At 59.4% G+C, this 26,217-nt stretch carries 22 protein-coding genes; 14 read left to right on the plus strand and 8 right to left on the minus strand.

Annotated features, from left to right (window positions below; genetic code table 11):
• Positions 1 to 28: 28 nt before the first annotated feature.
• The 4 genes from FZF21_RS05720 (at position 29) to FZF21_RS05735 (ending at position 4,487) form a co-directional block, all read left to right on the plus strand.
• Positions 29 to 1,264, plus strand: a complete 1,236-nt coding sequence (locus tag FZF21_RS05720; protein WP_015571216.1) for an MFS transporter — start codon at positions 29 to 31, stop codon at positions 1,262 to 1,264.
• A 15-nt stretch (positions 1,265 to 1,279) separates the two neighbouring features.
• Positions 1,280 to 2,305, plus strand: coding sequence for a sugar phosphate isomerase/epimerase (locus FZF21_RS05725; protein ID WP_017694374.1), 1,026 nt, complete (start codon positions 1,280 to 1,282; stop codon positions 2,303 to 2,305).
• Positions 2,298 to 3,440 carry a Gfo/Idh/MocA family oxidoreductase gene (locus tag FZF21_RS05730; protein ID WP_149121014.1) on the plus strand — a complete coding sequence of 381 codons (1,143 nt, stop codon included), beginning with the start codon at positions 2,298 to 2,300 and terminating at the stop codon, positions 3,438 to 3,440. The genes FZF21_RS05725 and FZF21_RS05730 overlap by 8 nt, the downstream gene beginning before the upstream one ends.
• Positions 3,441 to 3,515: 75 nt before the next feature.
• Positions 3,516 to 4,487, plus strand: coding sequence for a LacI family DNA-binding transcriptional regulator (locus FZF21_RS05735; protein ID WP_015571213.1), 972 nt, complete (start codon positions 3,516 to 3,518; stop codon positions 4,485 to 4,487).
• Here FZF21_RS05735 and FZF21_RS05740 read toward each other — a convergent pair whose 3' ends face one another.
• Together FZF21_RS05740 and FZF21_RS05745 are read right to left on the minus strand one after the other, a co-directional pair.
• Positions 4,488 to 5,732 (minus strand): mechanosensitive ion channel family protein, encoded by a 1,245-nt coding sequence (locus tag FZF21_RS05740; RefSeq protein ID WP_015571212.1) that lies wholly within the window; start codon positions 5,730 to 5,732, stop codon positions 4,488 to 4,490. It lies immediately after the preceding gene.
• Positions 5,733 to 5,799: 67 nt separating this feature from the next.
• Complete coding sequence (locus tag FZF21_RS05745; RefSeq protein WP_017382555.1) at positions 5,800 to 7,236, minus strand: MFS transporter; 1,437 nt, start codon at positions 7,234 to 7,236, stop codon at positions 5,800 to 5,802.
• 107 nt (positions 7,237 to 7,343) lie between these two features.
• Between FZF21_RS05745 and FZF21_RS05750 the strand changes: the two genes are divergently transcribed.
• The 3 genes from FZF21_RS05750 (at position 7,344) to FZF21_RS05760 (ending at position 8,950) form a co-directional block, all read left to right on the plus strand.
• Complete coding sequence (locus FZF21_RS05750) at positions 7,344 to 8,213, plus strand: helix-turn-helix transcriptional regulator (RefSeq protein ID WP_017382554.1); 870 nt, start codon at positions 7,344 to 7,346, stop codon at positions 8,211 to 8,213.
• Positions 8,214 to 8,352: 139 nt separating this feature from the next.
• Positions 8,353 to 8,682: a type II toxin-antitoxin system RelE/ParE family toxin gene (locus FZF21_RS05755; protein WP_017382553.1), complete on the plus strand. Its 330-nt coding sequence runs from the start codon at positions 8,353 to 8,355 to the stop codon at positions 8,680 to 8,682.
• Entirely contained in the window at positions 8,663 to 8,950 is a 288-nt protein-coding gene (locus FZF21_RS05760; RefSeq protein WP_015571209.1) for a helix-turn-helix transcriptional regulator, read from the plus strand. Before FZF21_RS05755 ends, FZF21_RS05760 begins: the two co-directional genes overlap by 20 nt.
• 36 nt (positions 8,951 to 8,986) lie before the next feature.
• On the opposite strand, the gene nfsB is transcribed toward FZF21_RS05760, so the two are convergent.
• The 3 genes from nfsB to FZF21_RS05775 all read right to left on the minus strand — a co-directional run bounded on the left by nfsB (position 8,987) and on the right by FZF21_RS05775 (position 10,709).
• Positions 8,987 to 9,640, minus strand: coding sequence for an oxygen-insensitive NAD(P)H nitroreductase (gene nfsB, locus FZF21_RS05765; RefSeq protein WP_003858884.1), 654 nt, complete (start codon positions 9,638 to 9,640; stop codon positions 8,987 to 8,989).
• Between the two features lie 120 nt (positions 9,641 to 9,760).
• Complete coding sequence (locus FZF21_RS05770; RefSeq protein ID WP_003858883.1) at positions 9,761 to 10,129, minus strand: MmcQ/YjbR family DNA-binding protein; 369 nt, start codon at positions 10,127 to 10,129, stop codon at positions 9,761 to 9,763.
• Positions 10,119 to 10,709, minus strand: coding sequence for a TetR/AcrR family transcriptional regulator (locus FZF21_RS05775; protein ID WP_003858882.1), 591 nt, complete (start codon positions 10,707 to 10,709; stop codon positions 10,119 to 10,121). Before FZF21_RS05775 ends, FZF21_RS05770 begins: the two co-directional genes overlap by 11 nt.
• Positions 10,710 to 10,900: 191 nt before the next feature.
• Here FZF21_RS05775 and FZF21_RS05780 point away from each other — a divergent pair, with 191 nt between their 5' ends.
• Together FZF21_RS05780 and FZF21_RS05785 are read left to right on the plus strand one after the other, a co-directional pair.
• Positions 10,901 to 12,004: a RomA family MBL fold metallo-hydrolase gene (locus FZF21_RS05780; protein WP_017382551.1), complete on the plus strand. Its 1,104-nt coding sequence runs from the start codon at positions 10,901 to 10,903 to the stop codon at positions 12,002 to 12,004.
• A gap of 32 nt (positions 12,005 to 12,036) precedes the next feature.
• Positions 12,037 to 12,378, plus strand: coding sequence for a RamA family antibiotic efflux transcriptional regulator (locus FZF21_RS05785; RefSeq protein WP_032670430.1), 342 nt, complete (start codon positions 12,037 to 12,039; stop codon positions 12,376 to 12,378).
• A gap of 162 nt (positions 12,379 to 12,540) precedes the next feature.
• Here FZF21_RS05785 and FZF21_RS05790 read toward each other — a convergent pair whose 3' ends face one another.
• Complete coding sequence (locus tag FZF21_RS05790; protein ID WP_047737962.1) at positions 12,541 to 14,685, minus strand: TonB-dependent siderophore receptor; 2,145 nt, start codon at positions 14,683 to 14,685, stop codon at positions 12,541 to 12,543.
• Positions 14,686 to 14,808: 123 nt separating this feature from the next.
• Here FZF21_RS05790 and FZF21_RS05795 point away from each other — a divergent pair, with 123 nt between their 5' ends.
• A complete protein-coding gene (locus tag FZF21_RS05795; protein WP_047737959.1) occupies positions 14,809 to 16,377 on the plus strand; it encodes an alpha/beta hydrolase-fold protein in 1,569 nt (522 codons plus the stop codon).
• Here the strand turns inward: FZF21_RS05795 and FZF21_RS05800 are convergent.
• Positions 16,363 to 16,611: a DUF1158 domain-containing protein gene (locus FZF21_RS05800; RefSeq protein WP_032103885.1), complete on the minus strand. Its 249-nt coding sequence runs from the start codon at positions 16,609 to 16,611 to the stop codon at positions 16,363 to 16,365. The genes FZF21_RS05795 and FZF21_RS05800 overlap by 15 nt on opposite strands.
• Before the next feature lie 488 nt (positions 16,612 to 17,099).
• Here FZF21_RS05800 and FZF21_RS05805 point away from each other — a divergent pair, with 488 nt between their 5' ends.
• From FZF21_RS05805 to FZF21_RS05815, 3 genes are all read left to right on the plus strand, one after another.
• Positions 17,100 to 19,808 carry a cation-transporting P-type ATPase gene (locus tag FZF21_RS05805; RefSeq protein ID WP_017382547.1) on the plus strand — a complete coding sequence of 903 codons (2,709 nt, stop codon included), beginning with the start codon at positions 17,100 to 17,102 and terminating at the stop codon, positions 19,806 to 19,808.
• A 106-nt stretch (positions 19,809 to 19,914) separates the two neighbouring features.
• Positions 19,915 to 20,979 (plus strand): efflux RND transporter periplasmic adaptor subunit, encoded by a 1,065-nt coding sequence (locus FZF21_RS05810; RefSeq protein WP_047737957.1) that lies wholly within the window; start codon positions 19,915 to 19,917, stop codon positions 20,977 to 20,979.
• Between the two features lie 9 nt (positions 20,980 to 20,988).
• On the plus strand, positions 20,989 to 24,144 hold the full coding sequence (locus tag FZF21_RS05815; RefSeq protein ID WP_149121013.1) for an efflux RND transporter permease subunit: 3,156 nt from the start codon (positions 20,989 to 20,991) through the stop codon (positions 24,142 to 24,144).
• Here FZF21_RS05815 and FZF21_RS05820 read toward each other — a convergent pair.
• Positions 24,074 to 25,195 carry a YbdK family carboxylate-amine ligase gene (locus FZF21_RS05820; RefSeq protein ID WP_015571201.1) on the minus strand — a complete coding sequence of 374 codons (1,122 nt, stop codon included), beginning with the start codon at positions 25,193 to 25,195 and terminating at the stop codon, positions 24,074 to 24,076. The genes FZF21_RS05815 and FZF21_RS05820 overlap by 71 nt on opposite strands.
• A 105-nt stretch (positions 25,196 to 25,300) precedes the next feature.
• Here FZF21_RS05820 and FZF21_RS05825 point away from each other — a divergent pair, with 105 nt between their 5' ends.
• The gene (locus FZF21_RS05825; RefSeq protein ID WP_149121012.1) at positions 25,301 to 26,191 is read left to right on the plus strand and encodes an oxidoreductase; all 891 of its coding nucleotides are present in this window, start codon (positions 25,301 to 25,303) and stop codon (positions 26,189 to 26,191) included.
• Positions 26,192 to 26,217: the final 26 nt, after the last annotated feature.

A 26,217-nucleotide genomic window follows, 5' to 3' on the forward strand; every position in this document is an offset into this window, starting at 1 on the left:
CGATTACTTTTTCCGGGTGAGGCTTATCATGGTGTCAACTGAGAGTAGTGAAAAGGCGATAACGCAGCACCGGCTGCTGGTGCCGCGTCTGTCGCTGATGATGTTTCTGCAATTTTTTATCTGGGGTAGCTGGTCGGTCACGCTTGGCCTGGTGATGACCCGGCACAACATGTCTTTGCTGATTGGCGACGCGTTCTCTGCCGGACCCATCGCTTCCATTCTTTCGCCGTTCGTGCTCGGGATGCTGGTGGACCGCTTCTTCGCCTCGCAGAAGGTGATGGCGGTGATGCACCTCGCGGGCGCGGCGATCCTCTGGTTCGTGCCGGGGGCGTTGATTGCTGAGAACGGCGCGCTGCTGATTGGCCTGCTGTTTGGCTATACGCTCTGCTATATGCCGACGCTGGCGCTGACCAACAACATTGCGTTTCACAGTCTGGCGAACGTGGATAAAACCTTCCCGGTAGTGCGCGTGTTCGGCACCATCGGCTGGATCGCGGCGGGCATTTTCATCGGCGTCACCGGCGTGGCGTCCAGCGTCACCATCTTCCAGGTGGCGGCGGTCAGCTCCGTGTTGCTGGCGATCTACAGCCTGACGCTGCCGCACACGCCCGCCCCGGCGAAAGGCCTGCCGGTAAAGGTGCGGGATCTCTTCTGCGCGGACGCCTTCGCTCTGCTCAAAACCCGCCACTTCTTCGTCTTCTCCGTCTGCGCGATGCTGATCTCCGTCCCGCTCGGCACCTATTACGCCTACACCGCCTCGTATCTGGCGGATGCCGGCATTGCCGACGTCAGCACCGCCATGTCCTTCGGGCAGATGTCTGAGATCGTCTTCATGCTGGTTATTCCTCTGCTGTTCCGCCGCCTGGGCGTGAAATATATGCTGCTGATCGGCATGCTGGCGTGGTTCGTGCGTTATGCCATGTTCGCGCTGGGCGTCAGCGAGGAGGGGCGCATTCTGCTGTATCTCGGCATTCTGCTCCACGGCGTCTGCTACGATTTCTTCTTTGTCGTTGGCTTTATCTACACCGACCGCGTGGCGGGCGAAAAGGTCAAAGGCCAGGCGCAGAGCATGATCGTGATGTTCACCTACGGCATCGGCATGCTGCTCGGCTCGCAGATTTCCGGCGCGCTCTATAACCGTCTGGTGGCAGGGCAGACCGTGCCGCAGGCGTGGGTCACATTCTGGTGGATCCCGGCGGTGGCTGCCGCGGCGATCGCGCTGATTTTCCTTCTCACGTTTAAGTATGACGATGACAAGGCGTAACGTTCAGGAGGTGGTATGAGGACAATGAAAGGACCGGGCATTTTTCTGTCGCAGTTTATTGGCGGGGAAGCGCCCTTCAACACGCTCGACGGGCTGGCAGGATGGGCGGCGGGGAAGGGTTACAAAGCGGTGCAGATCCCCTGCAACCATCCGCATATCTTTGATGTGGAGAAAGCCGCAGAGAGTCAGGCCTACTGCGATGAAATCGCGGGCAAGCTGGCCGCGCACGGGCTGGTCATCAGCGAGCTGTCGACCCATCTGGAAGGGCAGCTTGTGGCGGTAAACCCGGTTTACAGCGAGGCGTTTGACCACTTCGCCCCTGCTTCCGTGCGGGGTAACGAGGCGGCGCGTCAGGCGTGGGCGACGGAAAAGCTGAAGCAGGCGGCGGTCGCCTCGGCCCGATTAGGCCTGAAAGCACACGCCACCTTCTCCGGATCGCTGGCCTGGCCGTTTTTCTACCCGTGGCCGCCGCACAACGAGCAGCGTTTTCAGAATGCATTCGGGGAGCTGGCAGCCCGCTGGCGGCCGATTCTGGATACCTTCGACGAGCAGGGCGTGGACGTCTGCTTTGAGCTGCATCCGGGGGAAGATCTGCACGACGGCGTAACCTTCGAGCGTTTTCTGGCGCTGGTCGATAACCATCCGCGCTGTAATATTCTCTACGATCCAAGCCATATGCTGCTCCAGCAGATGGACTATCTGACCTTTATTGATATCTACCATGCGCGCATTAAAGCGTTCCACGTGAAGGACGCCGAGTTCCGCCCCAGCGGGCGCAGCGGCGTCTACGGCGGCTACCAGCCGTGGATCAACCGCGCCGGACGCTTCCGCTCGCCCGGCGACGGACAGATCGACTTTAAGGGCATTTTCAGCAAGCTGACCCAGTACGACTACGACGGCTGGGCGGTGCTGGAGTGGGAGTGCTGCCTGAAGGATGGCGATACCGGCGCGAGTGAGGGCAGTGAATTTATCCGCCGTCATATCATCCCGGTTTCCGGACGGGCGTTTGATGATTTCGCCGCAGGGGGCAGCCATGATTAACGTCGGGATTATCGGCAGCGGGTTTATTGGCCCGGCCCATATCGAGGCGCTCAGGCGTCTCGGGTTTGTGCAGGTGGTCGCGCTCTGTGACGGCTCGATCGTTAAGGCGCAGGAAAAATCGCGCCAGCTCAATGTGCCGCACGCCTGTGCCAGCGTGGAGGAACTGCTCGCGCTCCCTAATCTGCACGCGGTGCACAACTGCACGCCGAACCACCTGCACGCGGAGATTAACTGCCAGATCCTGCGCGCGGGCAAGCACGTGTTTTCCGAAAAGCCGCTGTGCATGACGCCGGACGAGGCGCGCGAGCTGGTGGCGCTGGCGGAGCAGGCAGGCGTGGTGCATGGCGTGAGTTTTGTCTATCGCCAGTTTGCGATGGTGCGCCAGGCGGCGAGCATGATGCGTACGGGCAGCCTCGGGCGGCTGTTTGCTTCGCACGGCAGCTATTTACAGGACTGGATGCTGCTGGAAACCGACTACAACTGGCGGGTGGATGCCGCGCTCGGTGGCGCGTCGCGGGTGGTGGCGGATATCGGCTCCCACTGGTGCGATACGGTACAGTATGTGACCGGCAGGCGCATTACCGAGGTGATGGCTGATTTATCCACCGTCTGGCCGACGCGCAAGGCCAGCGCGGGCGGTCATCAGACCTTCTCCCATGACGAGCAGGCGGAGTATGAAGACAAACCGGTCACCACCGAAGACTTTGGCTCGGTGCTGTTCCGCTTTGACGACGGCAGCAAGGGCAGCTTTAGCGTCTCGCAGGTGAGCGCGGGGCGAAAAAATCGCCTGACCTTTGAAATTAACGGCAGCGAGCAGTCGGTGGCGTGGGATCAGGAAATCCCGCAGCAGCTGTGGGTCGGCCATCGCGCCAGGGCAAACCAGATTCTCAGCGACGATCCGGGCCTGATGAACCGTGACGTGGCCGACAGCGCCCACTTCCCCGGCGGGCACATTGAAGGCTGGCCGGATGCCTTTAAAAATATGATGGCGCAGTTTTACCGTGCCGTGCAGGCGGGCGCGATGCCGGATAATCCGCAGTTTGCCACCTTCCACGATGGCGCCTGTGTGATGTATATCATTGATGCGATTATGAAAAGTCATCAGCAGCAGCGCTGGGTGCGCGTGGAATACTGACGCATTGCCCGGTTCGCCGGGCAATCAATTTATGGTAGCCTGCACAAAACGCTAACCGCAGGATGTATCGTCACTATGTCAATTCAGAAAATCGCTCAACTGGCCGGGGTATCCGTGGCAACGGTCTCCCGCGTACTGAATAACAGCGATACCGTGAAGGCGAAAAACCGCGAGCGCGTTTTGCAGGCGATCCAGGAGAGTAACTATCAGCCCAATCTGCTGGCGCGTCAGCTGCGCACTGCCCGCAGCTATATGATCCTGGTGATGGTCTCGAACATCGCCAACCCGTTCTGCGCCGAAGTGGTGAAGGGCATTGAAGCCGAGGCAGAAAAGAACGGCTATCGCATTCTGCTGTGCAACTCCGGCTCGGATATTGAGCGCTCCCGCTCGGGCTTAAGCCTGCTCTCCGGCAAAATCGTCGACGGCATTATCACCATGGATGCATTCTCGAAACTGCCGGAGCTGGCCGCGCTGATTGGCAACGCGCCGTGGGTGCAGTGCGCTGAATACGCCGATGCGGGCGCGGTCTCCTGCGTGGGGATTAATGATGTTGATGCCTCCCAGCACGTTGTCAGCCAGCTTGCCGACGGGGGACGCAAACGCATTGCGCTCATCAACCACGACCTCAGCTACAAATATGCCCGTCTGCGCGAGCGCGGCTATAAGAGCGTCATACACCTGCGGGATCTGGATTATCAGGCGGTGGAGTACGCCAGTGAGCTCAGCTCTGGTGCGGGCATGGCGGCGATGCAAAACCTGTTAAAAGCAAACCCGCCGGATGCGGTGTTTGCCGTTTCCGATACGCTGGCGGCGGGGGCGCTGCGCGCCATTCAGCAGGCAGGGCTGCGGGTGCCAGAAGATATCGCGGTGGTCGGCTTTGACGGCACCGAGCTGGCGGAGATGATTTCACTCACCACTATTGAACAGCCGTCGCGGGATATCGGGCGCAAGGCGGTCAATCTGCTGTTAAATAAGATCGACAACCCGGATGCGCCCACGGAAAGGGTCATGATGGACTGGCGCTTTATTTCCCGCGCCAGCTCCTGATTATCTGGCGATGACGCCAGCCAGCGAGCGAATATCGTTTCCGGTTGGCGACTGGTGAATACGCAGGCCAAATTCATCTACCACCGCGAAAATATGATCGAAGATGTCGGCCTGAATATCTTCGTATTCCGCCCAGATCACCGTGTTGGTAAAGGCATATATTTCAATCGGCAGCCCGTTGGCATCCGGCGCGAGCTGGCGCACCATCAGCGTCATATCTTTGCGAATGCGCGGGTGGTTACGCAGATATTCATTCAGGTAGGCACGGAAGGTGCCGATATTGGTCATCTTGCGCAGGTTTAATACCGATTCCCCTTCGCCGTTCTGCTGATTCCACAGGTTAATTTCCTCATGACGCGCCGCCAGATACGGCTTCAGCAGTTTCGCCTGAATCAGTTTCTGCTGCTCCTGCTCGTCGAGGAAATGAATGCTGGTGGTATCGATATTCAGGCTACGCTTGATGCGGCGACCACCGGAGGCGGACATGCCGCTCCAGTTGATGAACGCATCGGACACCAGCGCCCAGGTCGGGATGGTGGTGATGGTGTTATCGAAGTTTCGCACTTTAACGGTGGTCAGGCCGATGTCGGTCACCGTGCCGTTGGCGCCGTACTTAGGCATCTCCAGCCAGTCGCCGAGCTTGAGCATGTCGTTGGCGGAGAGCTGAATGCCCGCCACCAGGCCGAGTATCGGGTCTTTAAAGACCAGCATCAGAACGGCAGCCATCGCACCCAGGCCGCTTATCAGAATGGCGGGTGACTGACCGATCAGCAGGGAGATAATCAGTATCCCCACCAGAATGGCACTCACCAGCTTAACGCCCTGGAATATCCCCTTCAGCGGCAGCTGCGAGGCGGTAGCCATTTTCTGCGACAGATTGAAAATCACGTCCAGCAGCGAGAAGAAGGAGAGCAGGGCATAAACCATCACCCACAATTTCGCGCAGGTGGTGAGTAATTCCGCCGCTTCGCTGCCTTTTTGCAGCCACAGAACCGCCTGAACGTTGACGATTATCCCCTGGAGGGTAAACGCCAGACGGTGAAATAATTTGTTCTGCGTAATGATCTGCAACCATAAATGACTGCTGGCCTGGGCGCGTTTCTCGAATGCGCGCAGCACCACTTTGTGCAGAATAAAATGAACGATAATGGCCGTAAGAAAAATAATACCAAAGATAATCACTAAAGAGGTGGTGTGATTAATTTCAATCCCTAACTCTTCAACCTGAGCAATTAATTCCTGCATAACGTCTCCTGTATTGATGCAGCCCCATAATGGCGGCTGCGGATCTATTATGCAAATTCAGGCAGTTTTATTTTGTCGCCGGACAGGCCTTGACGACCGGTAAACACAGACGATGACGCATACGCAGCGTGACCAGCGCCAGCACCACCATCATGGCCGTTTCCACCATCAGGAAGACGTTGACCGCCTGGGTATAATCTCCGTGATGATTTTGCAGCCCGTGCAGCAAAATCGCGCCGAAAATGGCCGGGCCAAGCCCCAGCGCAGCCTGTTGCAGCGTGCTTAAAATCGCGCTCGCGGCCCCCGCGTCGTCAGGCTGAATATCGCGCATCCCGATACGGTAGAAGCTGTTTACAATCAGCGCCTGCCCGTAACCCACCAGCCCGGTGGCCGGGGCCAGCGTCAGCGCGGTATTCTGCATACCCCAGTGACGGAACGTGGCGATCAGCGCCACCAGACCGACAAGCTGAATCGCAAGCCCGGTCAGCAGGATGGCGCTGGTGCTGTAGCGGGCAATCAGGCGTGGGGCGAACCAGGCAGAAATAAAATAGGTGACGCCGAGCGCGATAAAGCTGTTCCCGGACTGCCACGGCGCCATCCCCAGACCGCTTTGCATGGTCAACGCCATACAGAACATGAACCCGGACCAGACGCTGAAAAAGAGTATCCCGATCAGCACGCCAAAGCGGATGCTGCGCAACTGCAACAGGCGCGGCGCGATAAGCGGGTGGGCATTCTCACGCTCTTTTTTGCGCGCGTTCAGTACCATCAAACAGGCCAGCGGCACAATCGCCAGCAGTGCGGCCTTCAGCGGCCACGACCAGTGCCACTGCGGGCCGAGCGCCATCGGGAACAGCAGACAGCACAGTATTGCCGTCAGCAGGACAGTCCCGGTCCAGTCAATGCGCGACGGCGTGTCGCGGCGGGTTTCCGGCACGTAGCGACGGCTCAGCGCCAGCACCACCAGACAAATCGGCACGTTGATAAAGAAGGCGTTGCGCCAGCCCAGCCCGGCGATGTCCGCCGACACCAGCCAGCCGCCACCCATCTGGCCGACGATAAATGCAATTCCGCCGATACCCCCGAACAGGCTGATCGCTCTGGCGTGTGCCGTTCCTTTTAACGTCACATGCAACGTCGCGAGAATTTGCGGCATGATCAGCGCGGCGCCCGCGCCCTGAAGAATGCGCGCGCCAAGCAACTGTTCGATATTGCCCGCCATGCCGCACAGCAGTGAGGCCAGGCCAAAACACGCCACGCCCCACATAAACAGGCGACGGCGGCCAAGGTTATCGCCCAGCTTGCTGCCGGGGGCCAGGCAGACGGCAAAGGCCACGCCGTAGAGGGCGACGATCAGCTCCAGTTCGGTGGCGGTGGCGTGTAACGAATGGGTGATGGAATCCAGCGCCACGTTGGTGATTGAGGTATCAATCAGCGGCAGCATCTGGCCGGTTAACAGCAATATCAGGCCCGCACGACCCGGTGAAACAACTGACGTATTCATGGTGACTCCATTGCGTCAAACAGCGTAGAGTCGTAGCATCAACCATCTGATAAACGGGTACCAGTTCTTGCTTATACTGGTACTGACACTACCATGCAGGAGATGTTATGGCGCTGATGTCTGAACCTGTCACCTCTCTCCAGGATGACACCCGCAAGCAGCTGGGCGCGTTTTTGCGTGCCCGGCGCGAAAGCCTCGATCCGCAGCGGCTCGGCTTACCGCGCAGCGGCCGCCGCCGCACGCCGGGCCTGCGGCGAGAGGAGGTGGCGATGCTCGCGGATGTCGGCGTGACCTGGTACACCTGGCTGGAACAGGGCCGGGACGTCAATCCGTCCAGCGCGGTGATGGCCGCCATCGCAAAAGCGCTGCAATGCACCCCGACCGAAGCCCGACATCTTTTTGTGCTCGCCGGTTTGCCGCCGGGCGAAGCCCCGCAGGCGGTGTGTTGCGAGGGGATCAGCGAAGGCACGCGTCGCCTGCTGGATACCCTGATGCCGAAACCAGCCAGTATTCAGAAACCGAATTTCGATATCGTGGCCTGGAACGACAGCTTCGGACACCTGATGGGCGTCGATTTCAACGCCATCCCGCCGGAAGATCGCAACTGTATTTACCTGTTCCTCACCCATCCGGCGTGGCGCGCGCGGCTCGGCAAACGTGACGACGTGCTGCCGATTTTCGTCTCCTACTTCCGCGCGGCCATGGCTGAGCACCGTGGCGACCCGCTCTGGGAAGCGAAGCTGGCGCGTTTTTTTGCGGTGTCCGAAGAGTTCAAAACCCTGTGGCACCAGCGTAACGACGTGCGCGGTGTGGAGAACCAGCTCAAGCTGTTCACCCATCCCGAGCTGGGGGATTTTCATCTCCAGCAGATGTACTGGTACTCCGCCCCGCGAAACGGATCGCGGCTGCTGGTCTATTTACCCGTGGATGAGGCAGGGGAGAGGGCGATGGCGTGGCTGGCGGAGCAGGGGAAATAAGTTTTTTGCGAGGGGCTTTCAGGGAATCAACGCGGATCCGGTCCTGCCTGGAATAAGCTGGTAAGGTGAATCACGAAAGGCAAAATTAGCCTTTAATGCAAATTGCCTTACATGCTAATATTATCAGGGATGAAATACAGTGTTCAGACTTATCGTTCATGCGGCAGTCAGGGAGGAGATCCTCTCATTGCCTGCGGGAGTACAGGCGAAGCTGATTCGCCAGCTTGATAAATTACGCAACAACCCGACAGTATTGCGTGAACCTGACAGCAAACCCTTACCCAATGGTTTGTTCGAAATCCGAACCGTCGGGCTGATCCATACTCGTGGGATCTACGTTTATCAGCGGGAAAGAACCATTTTTCTGCTGCGGGTGTTTATCAAGAAGACGCAAAAAACGCCCTCTGCTGAACTCCGTCTGGCACTGAAACGACAACAGGAGATGTTGGATGAGCAAAAAGATTATTGACTGGGACGAACTCAGAGCTGAACTGTTAAGCGATTCAGAAGTTCAGGCTTCCTTTGATGCAGAAGAGCGCAAGGAACGCCTGCGGGAGATGCTGGCGCAATGGCGCAATCATGCTGGTCTGACGCGCGCCCAGGTGGCGGAGCGGATGGGCGTCAGCGCACCGACGGTATCACGAATGGAAGCAAATATTACCCGGGCGAGTCTCGATACATTAACGCGTTATGCGCTGGTGTGCGGGGTAAAGCATCCGCAGATAACGCTTTACTGAAAACGGGCACGCCGATAGCCGGCGTGCCAGAAGCGCTTAGCATTCAGTCACAATCGTGCTCAGCGGCAGGCGAGATTTCGGCAGCGTGGCGTTGAAATCTTCCACGCTGTGATGCCCGACCGGGACCACCACCAGGCTGGTGAAGCCTTTCTCTTTCAGGCCAAACTCTTCGTCGAGGATCGCGGCGTCAAACCCTTCGATGGGTACCGCATCCAGGCCCATCGCGGCCACGCCCAGCAGGAAGTTGCCGACGTTCAGGTAAACCTGCTTCGCCATCCACTGGTCGTCATCTTTCAGATCCACGCGGTGCATGTCGGCAAAATAGCAGCGGCCTTTGTGGTTCGCGGCTTTTGCTTCTGGCGTGGCGAAACGGCCGTCAGCCTCTTCCTGATCGACAACGCGCTCAAGCCAGGCATCGTCCATCGCGGTTTTCGCGCAGAACACCACCACGTGAGAGGCGTCCAGCATTTTGCGTTCGTTAAACACATAGGTGCCCGCCGCGGATTTTGCCACGCGCGCTTTACCCTCTTCAGTGCTGGCAACAATAAAGTGCCACGGCTGGGAGTTGGTGCTGGACGGGCTGTATTGCAGCAGCGTTTTGATTTTTTCCGCTTCTTCTGCGGTCAGTTTTTTGGCTGGGTCGAACGCCTTGGTAGAGTGGCGTTTCAGGGCGACAGAAATAATATCCATAACAACTCCTGGTGATGAAATTCGCCCGCGGGCGGGCGTGAAAGGAAAGCAGATTACCGCGCGAAGCGGGAAAAGATAAGTGCGATTCGAGCGCTTATTCTGTTCGTCTCAGACGAACAATCAGGCTGGCCGAATCCACTTCTGATCTTTTTTCGGCAGTTTATCAACGACCAGATTCCACGAATCCGTAATCAGGTCGGTGACCAGTTCAGGCGTGATGTCGTCCGTGCCATAAAGTGAGATCCAGTGTTTTTTATTCAGATGGTAACCGGGCTCCACGCCACGGTAGATCTGCTGATTGAGCAGCGATTTTTCCGGATCGGATTTCAGGCTGACGTGGGCCCGACCGTGTGCGGTCGCCATCAGCATAAAAATTTTCCCGCCCACCTTAAACACGTCATACTCCGGGCCAAACGGCCAGCAATGTTCGGTAAAAGGCATCTCCAGCGCGACGCGTCTGGCATGTTCCTGCAAGGATTTACTGTCCATGGTTATCTTCCTCAGCAAGCCCGCGCCACATGGCTTCAAAGCCCAGCGCTTTAAAATCGACGGCACGGGACGGATCGCGCGCGGCAAACTCCATGGTGGTTTCAGCCAGCGATAAGAACATTGCATCACCGAAGGTCTTAAACTCGTCAGACATAAACACCGGGCGGATCGAACGACGACACAGTTCATGCAGTTCAGGGAACATGTCTTTCACCGCCTGCTCGGTTTCGGCGTTCAGCTTTTCACTGACGCCAATCTGGCGGATAGCCGCATGCGCCAGGGGGTTACGAATGCCCCAGTCTACATAGCTGTTCCAGATATTGCGGGTATGCTCTTTTGGCTCGGTGATGGTGCGATCGAGATTCGCCAGCATGGTCTGGCAGAGATCCTGCTTCAGATGCAGGTAGAGGGCATTCAGCAGATCGTCTTTGGTAGCAAAGTAGCGAAACAGTGTCCCTTCAGCGACGCCCGCATTACGGGCAATTAACGCCGTTGAGGCGGCAATACCTGACTGCGCAAACGCAGCCGTTGCTGCTTCCAGTAAGGCCTGTTTTTTATCTTCACTCTTCGGACGTGCCACTAAATTTTTCCTCCCGTCAATTGTAAAAGCCCTGATTGAAACACGAGCCTTGATACGCTGCAACGCGGAATGTCAAAGAACGAAAACCTTCTTGACGGCGTAATCATCCTATCTATAATGAGTGCTTACTCACTCATAATCAAGTGTCACCCGCGCAAACCATCGGATGGGGCGCGTAGGCGGGTCAGGAAATGAAAAAGCCTCTATTCATCTGCGTGGTGTTAGTCATGATTATTGCTTCAGCTGCCAGTTTACCGTTTGTACTGAATGCCGGATTTGGCCAGCCACCGCAGGGTGCGCAGCTCTCTGAAGTGGAAGCCTCTCCGCACTATCGCGACGGGCAATTCCATAACACGCTCCCTACGCCGGGCTTTACCGGGCAACAAAATATGCTGGTGGCGTGGTGGCAGTTCCTTACCCGTAAAACCGAAAACGCCCGTCCTGCGCAGCCGCTGCCGCTGGTGAAAACCGATCTGGCGAGCCTGTCGCCTGAACAGGACACGCTGGTGTGGCTCGGCCACTCCTCCTGGTATATGCAGCTGGCGGGGAAACGCATCCTGATCGATCCGGTTCTGAGTAGCTACGCCGCACCGTTCTCCTTCCTCAATAAAGCGTTTGCGGGGGAGTACCCGTGGCGTGCGGAGAGCATGCCGGAGATCGACCTGCTGATTATCTCCCACGATCACTATGACCATCTGGATTACGCCACCATCAAGGCGCTGCTGCCGAAGGTTAAGCGCGTGGTCACCCCGCTGGGCGTGGGGTCGCATCTGCGCTACTGGGGGATGAACCCTGAGATTATCGACGAGCGGGACTGGAACCAGTCGGTGCATATCAGCGATACGCTGACCGTACACGTTCTGCCGGCGCGCCATTTTTCCGGGCGCGGCATTAAGCGTAACCAGACCCTGTGGGGCAGCTTTATGTTTGTCACCCCAGAGCGAAAGGTCTACTACAGCGGAGACTCCGGTTACGGCCCGCACTTCAAAGCGATTGGCGAGCAGTTTGGCGGAGTTGACTTAGCCATCATGGAAAACGGCCAGTACGACCAGGACTGGAAGTACATCCATATGCACCCGGCAGAAACGGCGCAGGCCTCGGCAGATCTCAATGCCAAAGCGGTCGTGCCGGGACATAACGGGCGTTTTGTGCTGGCGAAACATACCTGGAACGATCCACTGATCCAGCTGGCGAAAGCCAGTAAGGATAAAAACTACCGGCTGCTGACGCCGGAGCTGGGCGAGCCCGTGCGGGTGAGTGATACCACGCAACAATTTCGCGAGTGGTGGGAATAATGTTTAAGCGAGAAGCAGAGGGGGAGAGCAGTATGACGATTTCCGCTCAGGTCATTGATACGATTGTCGAATGGATCGATGACAACCTACACCAGCCGTTACGCATCGAAGAGATTGCCCGCCATGCGGGTTACTCAAAATGGCATTTACAGCGGCTATTTATGCAGTACAAAGGCGAAAGTCTGGGGCGCTACATCCGCGAACGCAAGCTGCTGATGGCGGCGCGCGATCTGCGTGAGTCAGACGAGCGCGTGTACGATATCTGCCTGCGCTACGGGTTTGACTCGCAGCAGACGTTTACCCGCATCTTTACCCGCACCTTCAACCAGCCGCCCGGGGCGTATCGCAAAGAGAATCACCGCCAGACACATTGAAATTGACGACATCCAGGCCGGGTAAGGCGTAGCCGCCACCCGGCTTTTTTGTGTGCACGGTGCCTTTAAGTTGCCCGGTGGCGCTGCGCTTACCGGGCCTACAACACATCGTATAGCGCGGACATCCAGGCCGGGTAAGGCATAGCCGCCACCCGGCTTTAACTACCAGCTGTAATTCACCGTCGCCGTCACCGTCCGGCCAATCCCGTAGAAGCACGCCGTATCGCTTGCGCATGACGCCACATACTTCGTGTCTGCCACGTTATTGACGTTGAACTGCACGCTTGCCCCTTTCAGGCTGCGGTTCATCTCGCCCAGATCGTAGCGCAGCATCGCGTCATACAGATCCACCGATGGCACCTTGAAGGTGTTCTTCGCATCGCCGTAGCTGGTGCCGATGTAGCGCATCCCCACGCCAGCGGTCAGGCTCTTCAGCGCTCCGCCCGGAACGGTATAGCTGGCGAACGCCGATGCCATATGCGCTGGAATGCGCGCAGGCGTTTTGCCTTCAGTTCCCGCCACCGTGGTGCTTTCGGTTTTTGCATCGGTGTAAGTGTAGGAGCCAATCAGGTTGATGTTATCCATCAGCGTGGCGTGGATTTCCGCTTCAGCGCCTTTCGAACGCACCTTGCCCGCATTTTCGAACCAGCCTTCAGCGCTGTTATAGGTCGCGACGTTGTCCTGAGTCAAATCGTACAGCGCCAGGGTCATCAGCGTGGTGTCGACCGGCTGATATTTCACGCCAATCTCGGTCTGCTCCCCGGTAGTAGGCCTGAATGGCGCAACGCCCGGCGCACGGTTGGTTTGCAGGTTCGGTTCAAACGAGGTGCTGTAGCTGATGTACGGCGACAGGCCAGAATCAAACGCGTACAGCAGGCCAGTGCGCCAGGTAAATTTGCTGTCGTTCTGCTGCGTAAAGCTGTTATCGGTGAAGTCGTTGGTACGCACTTCGCTCCAGTCGTAGCGCCCGGAAACCAGCCACTCCCAGTTGTTCCAGCTCATCTGATCCTGAAGATACAGGCCCATCTGGTCGAGATTTTGCTGCTCGTCGGTGGCCGTTTTGAAGGTACTTTCATCCACGTTCACGCCGTAAACCGGATTTGTCCAGTCGAGGTCATACTGTGAGCCGCTCCCGCGCGCCAGCAGCTGTTTATCCTTACTGGTCTTGTAATCAAACCCGCCGAGCAGGGTGTGGTTGACGCTTCCGGTCTCCAGCAGATATTCCAGCTGGTTATCAAGGCCAAATTCGTTGGTCGTGCGCTCTTCACGCTGGGCGCGACGGGTCAACACCGTGCTGTTGGCCGCGCTGTTGGCGTAAACCAGATAACGATATTTCTGCTTGATGGTGGCGTAACGGGCGTTCTGGCGGAAGGTGAGGTTGTCGGCGAACTGGTGTTCCAGCTCGTAGCCAATCATCGTCTGCTCGCGCCAGGATTGATTGTAATTCGGATCGCTGACGTTAAAGTCGCGCGGGATGTACTTCCCGTCGGCACTTTTCACCGTGCCATACGCGGGCAGGAAGTTGCGGTATCCGGCATCCGGATCTTTCTGGTAGCTGGTCAGCAGCGTAAAGCGGGTCTGATCGTTCGGGTACCAGGTGATCGCCGGGGCGATCGCCATCCGCGTCTCTTTATAATCGTCCACCTGATTATGCTGCGTACGGGCGATACCGTTCACGCGATACAGCACGCGGCCGTCGTCGCTCAGCTTGCCGCCGAAATCAAACGCACCTTCGGCGAGATCGTTATTGCCGGTGCGGAACTGCACGTTGTGAATGGCCTCCGCCGTCGGGCGCTTGCTGGTCATACTGATTAACCCGCCCGGATTCACCTGTCCAAACAGCACCGACGCCGGGCCGCGCACCAGCTCCACGCGCTCCAGCAGCCACGGGTCAACTGTGCCCGTCTGTGAGGAAGCCGTTGCGCCAAAGCTTAAGCCGTCGAGGAATTTCGGCACGTAGCTAAAGCCGCGCACAAACACCTCGTCGTTACGGTTAGACGAGCCCCGGTACTCGGTAAACACGCCCGCCGAGTAGCGCAGCGCCTGCGAAACGGAGGTGACGTCCTGCATGTTCATCTGATCGCGGGTGATCACTGATACCGACTGCGGCGTCTTCACGATCTCCGCGCTGGTCTTGGTGGCGGAGAGCGTTTTCGTCGCCACAATGCCTTTTACGGGCGCAGTGGGCTCTTCACTCACGCCCTGCGTCACCGTAATCGTTTCTTCTTTCGTTTCTGCCTGAGCCGCGACGCTGGTCGTCGCCAGACTCAGCAGCCAGAGCTGCATTATCTTATTATTTTTAAACATTTTTATTGAACGTCCTTGGTTGCTATCGCCATAAAAACACCGGTAAAACGCCGTTGATGATATTGCAAATTATTACCATTTGCATTAGCGTTGTTAACAAATTTCGTTGGGGAACAAGCGGTAATGAAGAGGGTATGGAGTGGGTTGCTGCTGGGGATCGGCGCGCTGCCCGCCGTGGCGGCAACGTGCGAGCAGTCGTCCCGGCAGGGCGATGTTCAGGGAAAGTTTGATGCCAGCGGCGAAGTCTGCTTCTCCCTGCCCGAGCTGGATGAAAATTACGTTTCCGCCACGCTGCATGGCGTGACGGATGCGCGCCTGCTGGATGGGCAAAACCGTCGCATCCGCACGCTGATCGAAAACGGTCCTGCGGACGGGGAACACACGCTGCTGTTTGCCCTGCCGGTGAAACAGAACACCTCGCTGGTGCTACACGGCGAAGCTGGCAAGCCGTGGCGTTTTCAGTGGCGGATGAAAGAGACCTCTCCGTTACCACGCGTGCAGATGCTGGCGCCAGAAAGCCCGACGCTGAAGGCGCTGGCAAACGTCATTTCTGCCGGTGGAAGTACCGAGGCGTTCTGGCAGGCGCAGCGTCGACAGGGAACGCCGATGGTGGAGCCGGTAGATGCGAGCCATAAGCGCGTGACCTTTCTGTGGCGCGGCGCGCGGGATAACGTCTTCGTTCTCGGCTCGCCGGCGGGGGATCACGATCCGCTGTTCCGCCTGGGCAACAGCGACGTCTGGTTCCGCAGCTACGTGGTCCCCGCTGATACGGTGATGCAGTACAAGCTCGCCCCCGATGTGCCGATCGTTGAAGGCTCTGCCCGCGATCAACGCCGCGCCATCCTGGTAAGCGCGCAGGCCGATCCGCTTAACCCGAATAGCTTTGGGGAGCAGAAGACCGATCGCTGGAATCGCTATTCTCTGCTCGATCTCAGCCCGGCGCGCTACTGCTCCGTTCGGGCTACGGCACAGCCGCTGTTACACGGGACGTTGAGCCGCCAGAGGCTGAGCAGCAACATCCTCGGCAATGCCCGCGACGTGATGATCTACCAACCGCGCGGCGCACAGCCTGCACGCTGGACGCTCATCCTTTTCGACGGACAGGTTTATCAGGACGAATACCATTTTGCCAACGTGCTGGACGGTCTGATTGCCCGACATCACCTGCCTCCGATTAACGTGGTGTTTATCGACAGCCTCGATCACGCCCGTCGCGGCAACGAGCTGCCGCCGAACCCGGATTTTGCTGACTTTATGGCGCACGAGCTGCTGCCGTGGCTGCGGGGGAAGGGCATCGGCTTGCAGCGGCAAAAAACCGTACTGGCAGGATCAAGCTACGGGGGAATTGCCTCTTCATGGGTGGCGCTGCGCTATCCGCGCCTGTTTGGCAACGTGCTGAGCCTTTCCGGTTCTTACTGGTGGGCTCCAGAAGGTGACGCCCCCGGCTGGCTGACGCGTCAATACCAACAGTCTCCACCGTATCCGGTGCGCTTCTGGTTACAGGCCGGGAAGTTTGAAACCACGGGGCCGGGCGGCGGCATCTATCGCACCACGCAGGATTTTGAACAGATGCTGAGGAATAAAGGCTACCGCGTCAGCTTCCACCCCTCATCCAGCGGCCACGACTACGCGGCCTGGTGTGAAGCGCTGATCCACGGGATGCGCGATCTCACTGGCTTACGACGCCAGTGAAAACCAGCGGCGCCAGATGAAACGCAGGACAAAGAATTCGATGGCGCCGAGCACCAAAAACCACAGACAGAACAGAATGGTGTACAGCTGATTCAGATCGACCATATGAAAGGTCTGAACCAGCTTCTGCGCCAGCACCAGACCCAGCGACGGCGCGGGTAACAGCAGGCAGGAGAGCAGGGCCATCAGCAAAATGCCCCCTGCGGTGAGCAGCGATTCTAACGGGTGTTTCATCGTAATGTTAATCGTCAGTTAAAAATGTCATTGTCCGGCATCCTGAAACGTAAAGCAATATCATCCCCGCTGGCAAAATTGGGTAAAAGGCCACCGTTATTCTGCGAATTAATAACAGAAAATAGATAATATTTTCGGGGCGATTAAATTAATATCGCGTTATGTAAATAAACGTCTTTCTCACGAAAATATTTTTACAAAGCTATAGGTGCTATATCCAATTAACGTCGCAATAACAATGGCTGCGACAATGTATAACGCCAGACGCCGTCCGCGATAAATACCAAACATGCTTCCTCCTCGTTTAGTGTTGGTTTAGAAATATTTTGTAAAAATCAACGCGTCGAAATAATTTTAATCAGTTTTGAATAACCGGGTAGTCAATATATTGCGGTAGATCAATTTAACCCGCAAGACTTAAAAATGAATTATTTAAAGCCAGAAAGGAATTCCGGCTTCCGTCCACCGGATATTGAAGGAAAAATACCATGACCAAAAAAAATTTCTCGCAGAATATGCCACCCGCAGGCGGGCAGGCGTACCAGCAGACCGTAGAGCAGGTGCTTGCTCAGGCGCAGAGCCAGGCTAATGGCCTGGACCGTGCCGAGGCGCAGGCGCGTTTACAGAAGCATGGCCCGAACGCGCTGCCGGAGAAAAAAGGCAAGCCGGGCTGGCTGCGTTTTCTCGCGCATTTTAACGATGTCCTGATTTACGTCCTGCTGGCAGCCGCCGTATTAACGGCAGTAATGGGACACTGGGTTGATACGCTGGTTATTCTGGGCGTGGCGGTAATCAATGCCTTAATTGGCCACATTCAGGAAAGTAACGCGGAAAAATCCCTGAAGAGTATTCGCAATATGCTCTCCAGCGAGGCGCGCGTTATTCGTAACGGCAACCATGAAACTATCCCGACGACGGAAATCGTCCCGGGCGATATTATTGTGTTGCGTGCAGGAGATCGTATACCGGCGGATATGCGCTTAATCGAAGCGCATAATTTACGCGTGGAAGAGGCAATTCTGACCGGTGAATCCACCGTGGTGGATAAACACACGAACCCGCTGAACGGCGAATTACCGCTGGGCGACCGCACGAACCTGGTCTTTTCCGGTACGACGGTAAGCGCGGGCGGCGGCGTTGGCGTGGTCATTGCCACGGGCCAGGAGACCGAACTCGGCCACATCAACCAGATGATGGCGGGCATTGAAAAACACCGCACCCCGCTGCTGGTGCAGATGGACAAGCTGGGTAAAGCGATCTTCGCCATCATTCTGGCGATGATGGCCGCGCTGTTTGTCTTCAGCCTGGTGTTCCGCGAGATCCCGATGGGCGAGCTGCTGCTCTCCCTGATTAGCCTGGCGGTAGCCTCCGTACCGGAAGGTCTGCCAGCGATTATCTCCATCATCCTCTCGCTGGGCGTACAGGCGATGGCGCGCAAGCGGGCCATCATCCGCAAGCTGCCGACGGTTGAAACCCTGGGCGCGATGACCGTGGTCTGCTCGGATAAAACCGGCACCCTGACCATGAACGAGATGACGGTGAAAGCCATCATCACCGCCGACACCTGCTATCGCGTGGACGGCAACAGCTACGAGCCGGTGGGCAACATCTACCTCGAAGGCAGCGACGAGCCGGTGCAGATCCAGCCGGGCACCGTGCTGGAGCAGTATCTGCGCACCATCGACCTGTGTAACGACAGCCAGCTGATTCAGGACGAGCGTGGCCTGTGGGGCATCACCGGCGGGCCAACCGAGGGCGCGCTGAAGGTGCTGGCGGCCAAGGCCCACCTCGAGCCGGTCGTGACCACGCTGGTTAACAAGATCCCGTTCGACTCTCAGTACAAGTACATGAGCACCCACTACCAGATTGGCAGTGAGGAGCAGATTTTGATTACCGGCGCGCCGGACGTGATTTTCGCCCTGTGTGAGCAGCAGCAGACCCGCAACGGTGCGCAAGCCTTTGACCGCGCGTACTGGGAAACGGAGATGGAGCGCTATGCGCGTCAGGGGCTGCGCATGGTCGCCGCGGCGTTCAAGCCAGCGAACGGCGAGCAGGCATTAACTCACGACGACCTGAGCCACGGTCTGATCTTCCTCGGCATTGCCGGGATGATGGATCCGCCGCGTCCGGAAGCGATTGAGGCGATTAACGCCTGCCAGCAGGCGGGGATCCGCGTGAAGATGATCACCGGGGATCACCCGCAGACGGCGATGAGCATCGGCCAGATGCTGGGGATCACCAACAGCGAGCAGGCGGTTACCGGCTACCAGCTGGAGAAGATGGACGACGCCGAGCTGGCGGAAGCGGCGGTGAAGTATGACATCTTCGCCCGTACCAGCCCGGAGCATAAGCTGCGCCTGGTGAAAGCGTTGCAGGACAAAGGCGAAATCGTCGGCATGACCGGTGACGGCGTGAACGATGCCCCGGCGCTGCGCCAGGCGGACGTGGGTATCGCGATGGGCATCAAAGGCACGGAAGTGACCAAAGAGGCGGCGGACATGGTCCTGACGGACGATAACTTCGCCACCATCGCCAGCGCGGTAAAAGAGGGGCGTCGCGTTTACGACAACCTGAAGAAGACCATCCTGTTCATCATGCCGACCAACCTGGCGCAGGGGCTATTGATTGTGATTGCGCTGCTGGCGGGGAACATCATTCCGCTGACGCCAGTGCTGATCCTGTGGATGAACATGGCGACCTCCGCCACGCTCTCCTTCGGCCTGGCCTTCGAGGCCGCCGAGCGCAACATTATGCGCCGCCCGCCGCGTCAGACCGGGCAGCACGTGATGGACGCCTACGCCGTCTGGCGCGTGGCCTTCGTCGGCACCATGATTGCCATCGCCGCCTTTGCGCTGGAAGCCTGGCTGGCCCCGCGCGGCCACAGCGCGGAGTTCATCCGCACCGTGCTGTTGCAGATGCTGGTCTGCGCCCAGTGGGTATACATGATTAACTGCCGCAATACCGACGGGTTCTCCCTGAACCGCGGCCTGCTGGCGAACAAAGGGATCTGGCTGGTAACGGGCGTACTGTTCCTGCTCCAGGCGGCGATTATCTACCTGCCGTTTATGCAGATGCTGTTCGGCACCGAAGCGCTGCCGCTGCGCTACTGGTTCGTGACGCTGGCGGTGGCGGGCGTGATGTTCTTCGTCGTCGAAATCGAGAAGCGACTGACCCGCAGGTTCCGTAAGGCTGCATAACCTTTTGCCCTCACCCTAACCCTCTCCCACAGGGAGAGGGAACTCTGACCTCCCTCTCCCACAGGGAGAGGGCCGGGGTGAGGGAAAACAACGCCGAGGTACTCCCATGAAATTCCCACTCCTGTTCGCGCTCCTCGCCTGCACCCTGCCACCCGCATTCGCCGCGGCCATTCCCGTGCGTGTCGCCACCGTGGAGCAGACCGCCCACGCCGCCGAGCGTCAGATCCCGGGTCGCATCGAAGCTATCCACACCGTTGAACTGCGCGCCCGCACGGAAGGCGTCATCACCAGAATCCACTTCCGCGACGGACAGTACGTGAAAAAAGGCGACGTGTTGTTCGAACTGGACGATGCCGAGCCGCGCGCCGCCCTGCGTCTGGCGCAGGCCGAAGTGAGAAGCGCCGAAGCCACGCTGCGTCAGGCGCAGCAGCAGCTGTCCCGCTTCGAAAGCCTGGGCAGCAGTAACGCCATCAGCCGCCACGACGTGGACAACGCCCGCATGCAGCGCGACGTAGCGAGCGCCGCGCTGGAGCAGGCGAAAGCCCGTCTCGAGACCCGCAGCGTCACCCTCAACTACACGCGCATTACCTCACCGATTGACGGGCGCGTGGGGCACAGCAACTTTCACGTCGGCAGCCTGGTAAATCCTGCCAGCGGTGTGCTGGTGGAGGTGGTGCAGCTCGATCCCATCCGCATCGCCTTTGCGCTGGAAGAGGGCACGTTTGCCACTAAAGCCGGACAGCATGCAGATATCAACGCCATGAAGCAGGCCTGGCAGGTGCTGATTGACAGCAACGGCCAGCGCATCAGCGGGGAACTCACCTCCGTGGACAACCGCATCGACCCGCGCACCGCCAGCGTGATGCTGCGCGCCGAGTTCGCCAACCCGCGCCATCAGCTGCTGCCCGGCGGCAACGTGAACGTCTACCTGCGTCCGTCAAGTGAGCAACCAGTGCTGACTCTGCCCGCCGCTGCCGTACAGCAGAATGGCGACGGGTTCTTCGCATGGGTGGTTAACGCCGAGGATAAAGCCGAAATGCGTCCGCTGAAGGTCGCCGGACAGATCGGCCAGCAGTTCCAGATTGCCTCCGGCCTGAAGCCCGGTGAGCGAGCGATTACTGACGGTGCGCAGCGCGTGCAGCCAGGCGTTGCCGTCCAGATACTGAATTAAGGAGCCATCATGCTGACGTTTTTCATCAAACGCCCGCGCTTTGCGATGGTGATTGCGCTGGTCATCACCCTACTGGGGGCCATCGCGCTGAGGATTATTCCGGTGGAGCAGTACCCACAGATCACCCCGCCGGTCGTGAATGTGTCAGCGTCATGGCCGGGCGCCAGCTCGGCTGACGTGGCGGAGGCCATCGCCACGCCGCTGGAAACCCAGCTGAACGGGGTGGATCATATGCTTTATATGGAGTCCACCAGTTCGGACGAGGGTAGCTATAGCCTGAACATTACCTTTGCGGCAGGCACCGACCCTGATCTCGCCGCCATCGACGTGCAGAACCGCGTGGCGCAGGCCGTGGCGCAGCTGCCGACCGAGGCACAGCAAAACGGCGTGCAGGTGCGCAAGCGCGCCACCAACCTGATGATGGGGGTAAGCCTTTACTCACCGAACAACACCCACACGCCGCTGTTCGTCAGCAACTACGCCAGCACCCAGGTGCGCGAGGCGCTGTCGCGTCTGCCGGGCGTAGGGCAGGTACAGATGTTTGGCGCACGGGACTACAGCATGCGCATCTGGCTGCGCCCGGACCGCATGAACGCCCTGAACGTGACCAGCGATGACGTGGCACAGGCGCTGCGCGAGCAGAACGTGCAGGGGGCGGCAGGCCAGGTCGGCACGCCGCCGGTGTTTAACGGCCAGCAGCAGACCCTGACCATTAACGGGCTGGGGCGCTTAAACCAGGCCGACGACTTTGCCAGCATCATTATCCGCGCCGGGGAGATGGGGCAACTGGTGCGCCTGAAGGACGTCGCCACCATCGAGCTTGGCTCGCGCAGCTACAGCTCTGCCGCGCAGCTGAACGGGCACGACTCCGCCTACCTCGGCATCTACCCGACGCCGTCCGCTAACGCCCTGCGCGTGGCCGATGCGGTGCGCGCGGAGCTGGAACGGTTATCCACGCGCTTCCCGGACGATCTGGTCTATGAAGTCAAATTCGACACCACCTCGTTTGTGGCCGCCACCATCAAGGAGATTGGCGTCTCGCTGGCGCTGACGATGCTGGCGGTGGTGGTCGTGGTGTCCCTGTTCCTGCAAAGCTGGCGCGCGACGCTGATTGTTGCCCTTGCCATTCCGGTGTCGCTGGTGGGCACCTTCGCGGTGCTCTATACGTTCGGCTACTCCGCCAATACGCTGAGCCTGTTCGCCATCATTCTGGCGCTGACCATGGTGGTGGATGACGCCATCGTGGTGGTGGAGAGCGTCGAAACGCTGATGGCGGAAGGGCAGAGCCGGACGGCGGCGACCGCGCTGGCGCTGCGCCAGATCGCTGGGCCAGTGATTGCCACCACGCTGGTGCTGCTGGCGGTGTTTGTGCCGGTGGCGCTCCTGCCGGGGATTGTCGGCGAGCTGTACCGCCAGTTCGCGGTGACGCTCTCCACCGCCGTCACGCTCTCAAGCCTCGTGGCGCTCACCCTGACGCCCGCGCTCTGCGCGATGCTGCTGCGCCCGCGTCCGGCACAGCCCACCGCCGTTTTCCGTGGGTTTAACCGCGGGCTGGACGCCACGCGCACGCTTTACACCCGGATCGTGAGCGTGTTTAACCTCCGTCCGTGGCTGGCGCTGCTGGCCACCGCAGGCGCGGCGGCGGTGGTGGTATTCAGCTTTATGTCGATGCCAAAGGGCTTCCTGCCGCAGGAGGATCAGGGCTACTTCTTCGCCAGCGTCCAGTTGCCGGAGGCAGCCTCGCTGGAGCGCACCGAAGCGGTGATGACCACCGCGCGCGAGCTGATCGCTAACAACCCGGCGGTAGAAGACGTGATTCAGGTCTCCGGGTTTAACATCCTCAACGGCACCAGCGCATCGAACGGCGGGTTTATCTCCATCATGCTCAAAGACTGGAGCGAGCGTCCGCCGCTGGATGAGGTGATGGGCACCCTTCAGCGCCAGCTGCTGGCCCTGCCGGAAGCCACCATCATGACCTTTGCGCCGCCGACGCTGCCGGGGCTGGGCAACGCCTCCGGCTTCGACCTGCGCATTCAGGCGCAGGCGGGGCAAAGCCCGGCGGAGCTGGAGCGCGTGACGCGTGAGGTGCTGGCGAAAGCCAACCAGAACCCGCAGCTGAGCCGCGTGTTCACCACCTGGAGCAGCAACGTACCGCAGATGACGCTCACCGTTGACCGCGAGCGCGCGGCCCGCCTCGACGTGCCGGTGTCACGCATCTTCAGCAGCCTGCAAACCGCCTTTGGCGGCACGCGCGCCGGGGATTTCAGCGTCAACAACCGCGTCTACCACGTAGTGATGCAGAACGAGATGCAGTGGCGCGAGCGCGCGGAGCAAATCAGCGAGCTGTTCGTGCGCAGCAACAGCGGCGAGCGGGTGCGTCTGAGCAACCTCATCACCATCACGCCGACCGTCGGCGCGCCATTTATTCAGCAGTACAACCAGTTCCCGTCGGTATCGGTGAGCGGCTCGGCAGCGGAAGGGGTGAGCAGCAGCACCGCAATGGCGGCGATGGGCGAGATTCTGGCGGAAAACCTGCCAGCCGGGTACGACTACGCCTGGAGCGGCATGTCGTATCAGGAGCAGCAGACCGGCAATCAGGCGATATGGATCGTGCTGGCGGCGGTGGTGATGGCGTGGCTGTTCCTCGTCGCCCAGTACGAGAGCTGGACGCTGCCGGCGAGCGTGATGCTCTCGGTGCTGTTCGCCATCGGCGGGGCGCTGGTCTGGCTGTGGCTGGCGGGCTATGCCAACGACGTATACGTGCAGATAGGTCTGGTGCTACTGATAGCCCTCGCCGCCAAGAACGCAATTCTTATCGTGGAGTTTGCCCGCGCCCGGCGCATGGATGGAATGGCGATTGTCGATGCCGCACGGGAGGGGGCATCGCGCCGCTTCCGCGCGGTAATGATGACCGCCGTGTCGTTCATTATCGGCGTCCTGCCGATGATGCTGGCGACCGGGGCGGGTGCCCAGAGCCGCCGCATCATCGGCACTACGGTGTTCAGCGGCATGCTGGTGGCGACCGTGGTGGGGATAGTGTTCATCCCGGCGCTGTTCGTGCTGTTCCAGCGCCTGCGCGAGTGGGGCCACGGCCTTACGGACTCGTCGCCCACAGCTCACAGTGCTTCTGCACCAGAGAAATCAGCGAGCCGCCATCGGCGATAAAGTCCCGCATGCGCTGCGCCTCGCTCTTGCCCTGCTTTAACAGCAGGGCAATCTCATTGATTGCGCTTGTCGCGCCGAGCTTCTCGGCCGACGGCGCAACCTGCTCGAGCAGCCAGGCGATATCTTCCGCCACGGTTTTGTGCTCGCCGGTATGTACGTCCGTCAGAATGCCTTCCAGCCCGTAGCGACAGGCCTGAAAACGGTTAAAGCGATAGAGCAGAAAATCCCGTTCCTGATGCTTATACGGCCGCGCGGTCAGCAGCCAGTGCGACGTCGCCTGAATAAGCCCGGCGATGTTAATGGCGTGGCTGAGCGTCAGCGGCGTATCCATCACCCGCACCTCGACGGTGCCGAAGTGCGGGCTGGGGCGGATGTCCCAGTGCAGATCCTTAATGCTGTCGATCATGCTGGTGGAGCTCAGGCGGCGGAACAGCCCCTCGAACTCCTGCCAGCTGTTGACCCACGGCATCTGACCGTTATCCGGGAAGCCCGAGAAGATGTTGAGACGCGATGAGGCGAACTTCGTGTCCGTGCCCTGCATATACGGTGATGCGGCGGCCAGGGCGATAAAGTGTGGCACAAAGCGCGACAGGCCGTGCAGCAGGTAAATGGCGTCGTCCCCGGTCCGACAGCCGACGTGTACGTGCTGGCCGAACACCGTCGCCTGCAAAATCAGATAGCCAAAGCGCTCCAGCGTGACGTTATAGCGCTCGTCGTCGCACACTTCCTGCCGCTGCCATTTCTGGAATGGATGCGTCCCACCGCCGCAGATCTGGATATGCTGATCTTCCGCCGCGCGCAGGATGCTCTGCTGCATCACTGAAAACTGCGCCGCTGCCTGGTCGATGGTCTGGCACACGCCGGTGGCGATTTCGAGCATGCTTTCGGTGATGTCGTGTTTGACTTCCCCCCCTTTGATGTCGTCTTTGACGGCGGCGATGAGGGCAGAGGAGTCCTGGCTCAGATCGTAACCCGGCGGGTTAACCACCTGGAGTTCGAGCTCAATGCCGAGGGTATAAGGTTCAGAGGATTTGAAGTCGGGTAAAGGCATGGCGCACTCCGTTGTCTGTTATGAGTTGAGTATAGACAATGGGCGTGGCGCGCTCGTCTCAGGGTGGTATAACTGATAGCAGGCTTAGCAAAAGGGGAGTGACCCATGTCTGACTATCCAACCATTGCGCTGACAGGACCCGGTGCGATTGGGACCACCATCGCCGCGGTGCTGCATGAAGCGGGCCGCACGCCGCTGCTGTGTGGGCGCACCGCGCATCCGGAACTGCGCCTGCGTCATGATGAGGGTGAAATTGTGGTGCCCGGTCCGGTACTCACCGATCCCAGCGTCATTACGCGCCCCGTTGACCTCGTTTTTTTGGCGGTCAAAACGACGCAAAATGCCGACAGCGCCGGGTGGCTGCGCGCTCTGTGCGATGAAAACACCGTGGTCTGCGCGCTGCAAAACGGCGTGGAGCAGAAAGCCCAGCTTGCGCCTTTGGTCAATGGCGCAACGGTGCTGCCCTCGGTGGTCTGGTTCCCTGCCCAGCGCGAGCCGGATGCCTCCGTCTGGCTGCGCGCCAAACCGCGCCTGACGCTGCCGGACGTGCCGCAGGCGCAGCGGGTGGTGGAGGCGCTTCGCGGCACGCGCTGTAACGTTGAGCTCTCGACAGATTTCACTACCGTCGCCTGGCGCAAGCTGCTGCAAAACGCGGTCGCCGGGCTGATGGTGCTGGCCAATCGCCGCGCCGGGATGTTCAGGCGCGAGGATATCAGCGAGCTGGCGCTGGCCTACCTGCGCGAGGGGCTTACCGTCGCCCGCGCCGAAGGGGCGAAGCTGGCCGATGACGTGGCGCAGGAGATTCTGGCGAACTTTCAGCGCGCGCCAGTGGATTTGGGCACGTCGATCCTCGCCGACCGTCAGGCGGATCGCCCGATGGAGTGGGATATCCGTAATGGCGTCATCCAGCGCTACGGCCGCAGGCACGGGATTGCGGTGCCCGTCAGCGATGTGGTGGTGCCGCTGCTGGCGGCGGGGAGCGAGGGGCCGGGGTGAGCCAGGGTCTGGCGAGAAGGAAGACC

Origin of the sequence: Enterobacter sp. LU1, from assembly GCF_008271405.2 — a bacterium.
GTDB lineage: Bacteria > Pseudomonadota > Gammaproteobacteria > Enterobacterales > Enterobacteriaceae > Enterobacter > Enterobacter hormaechei_C.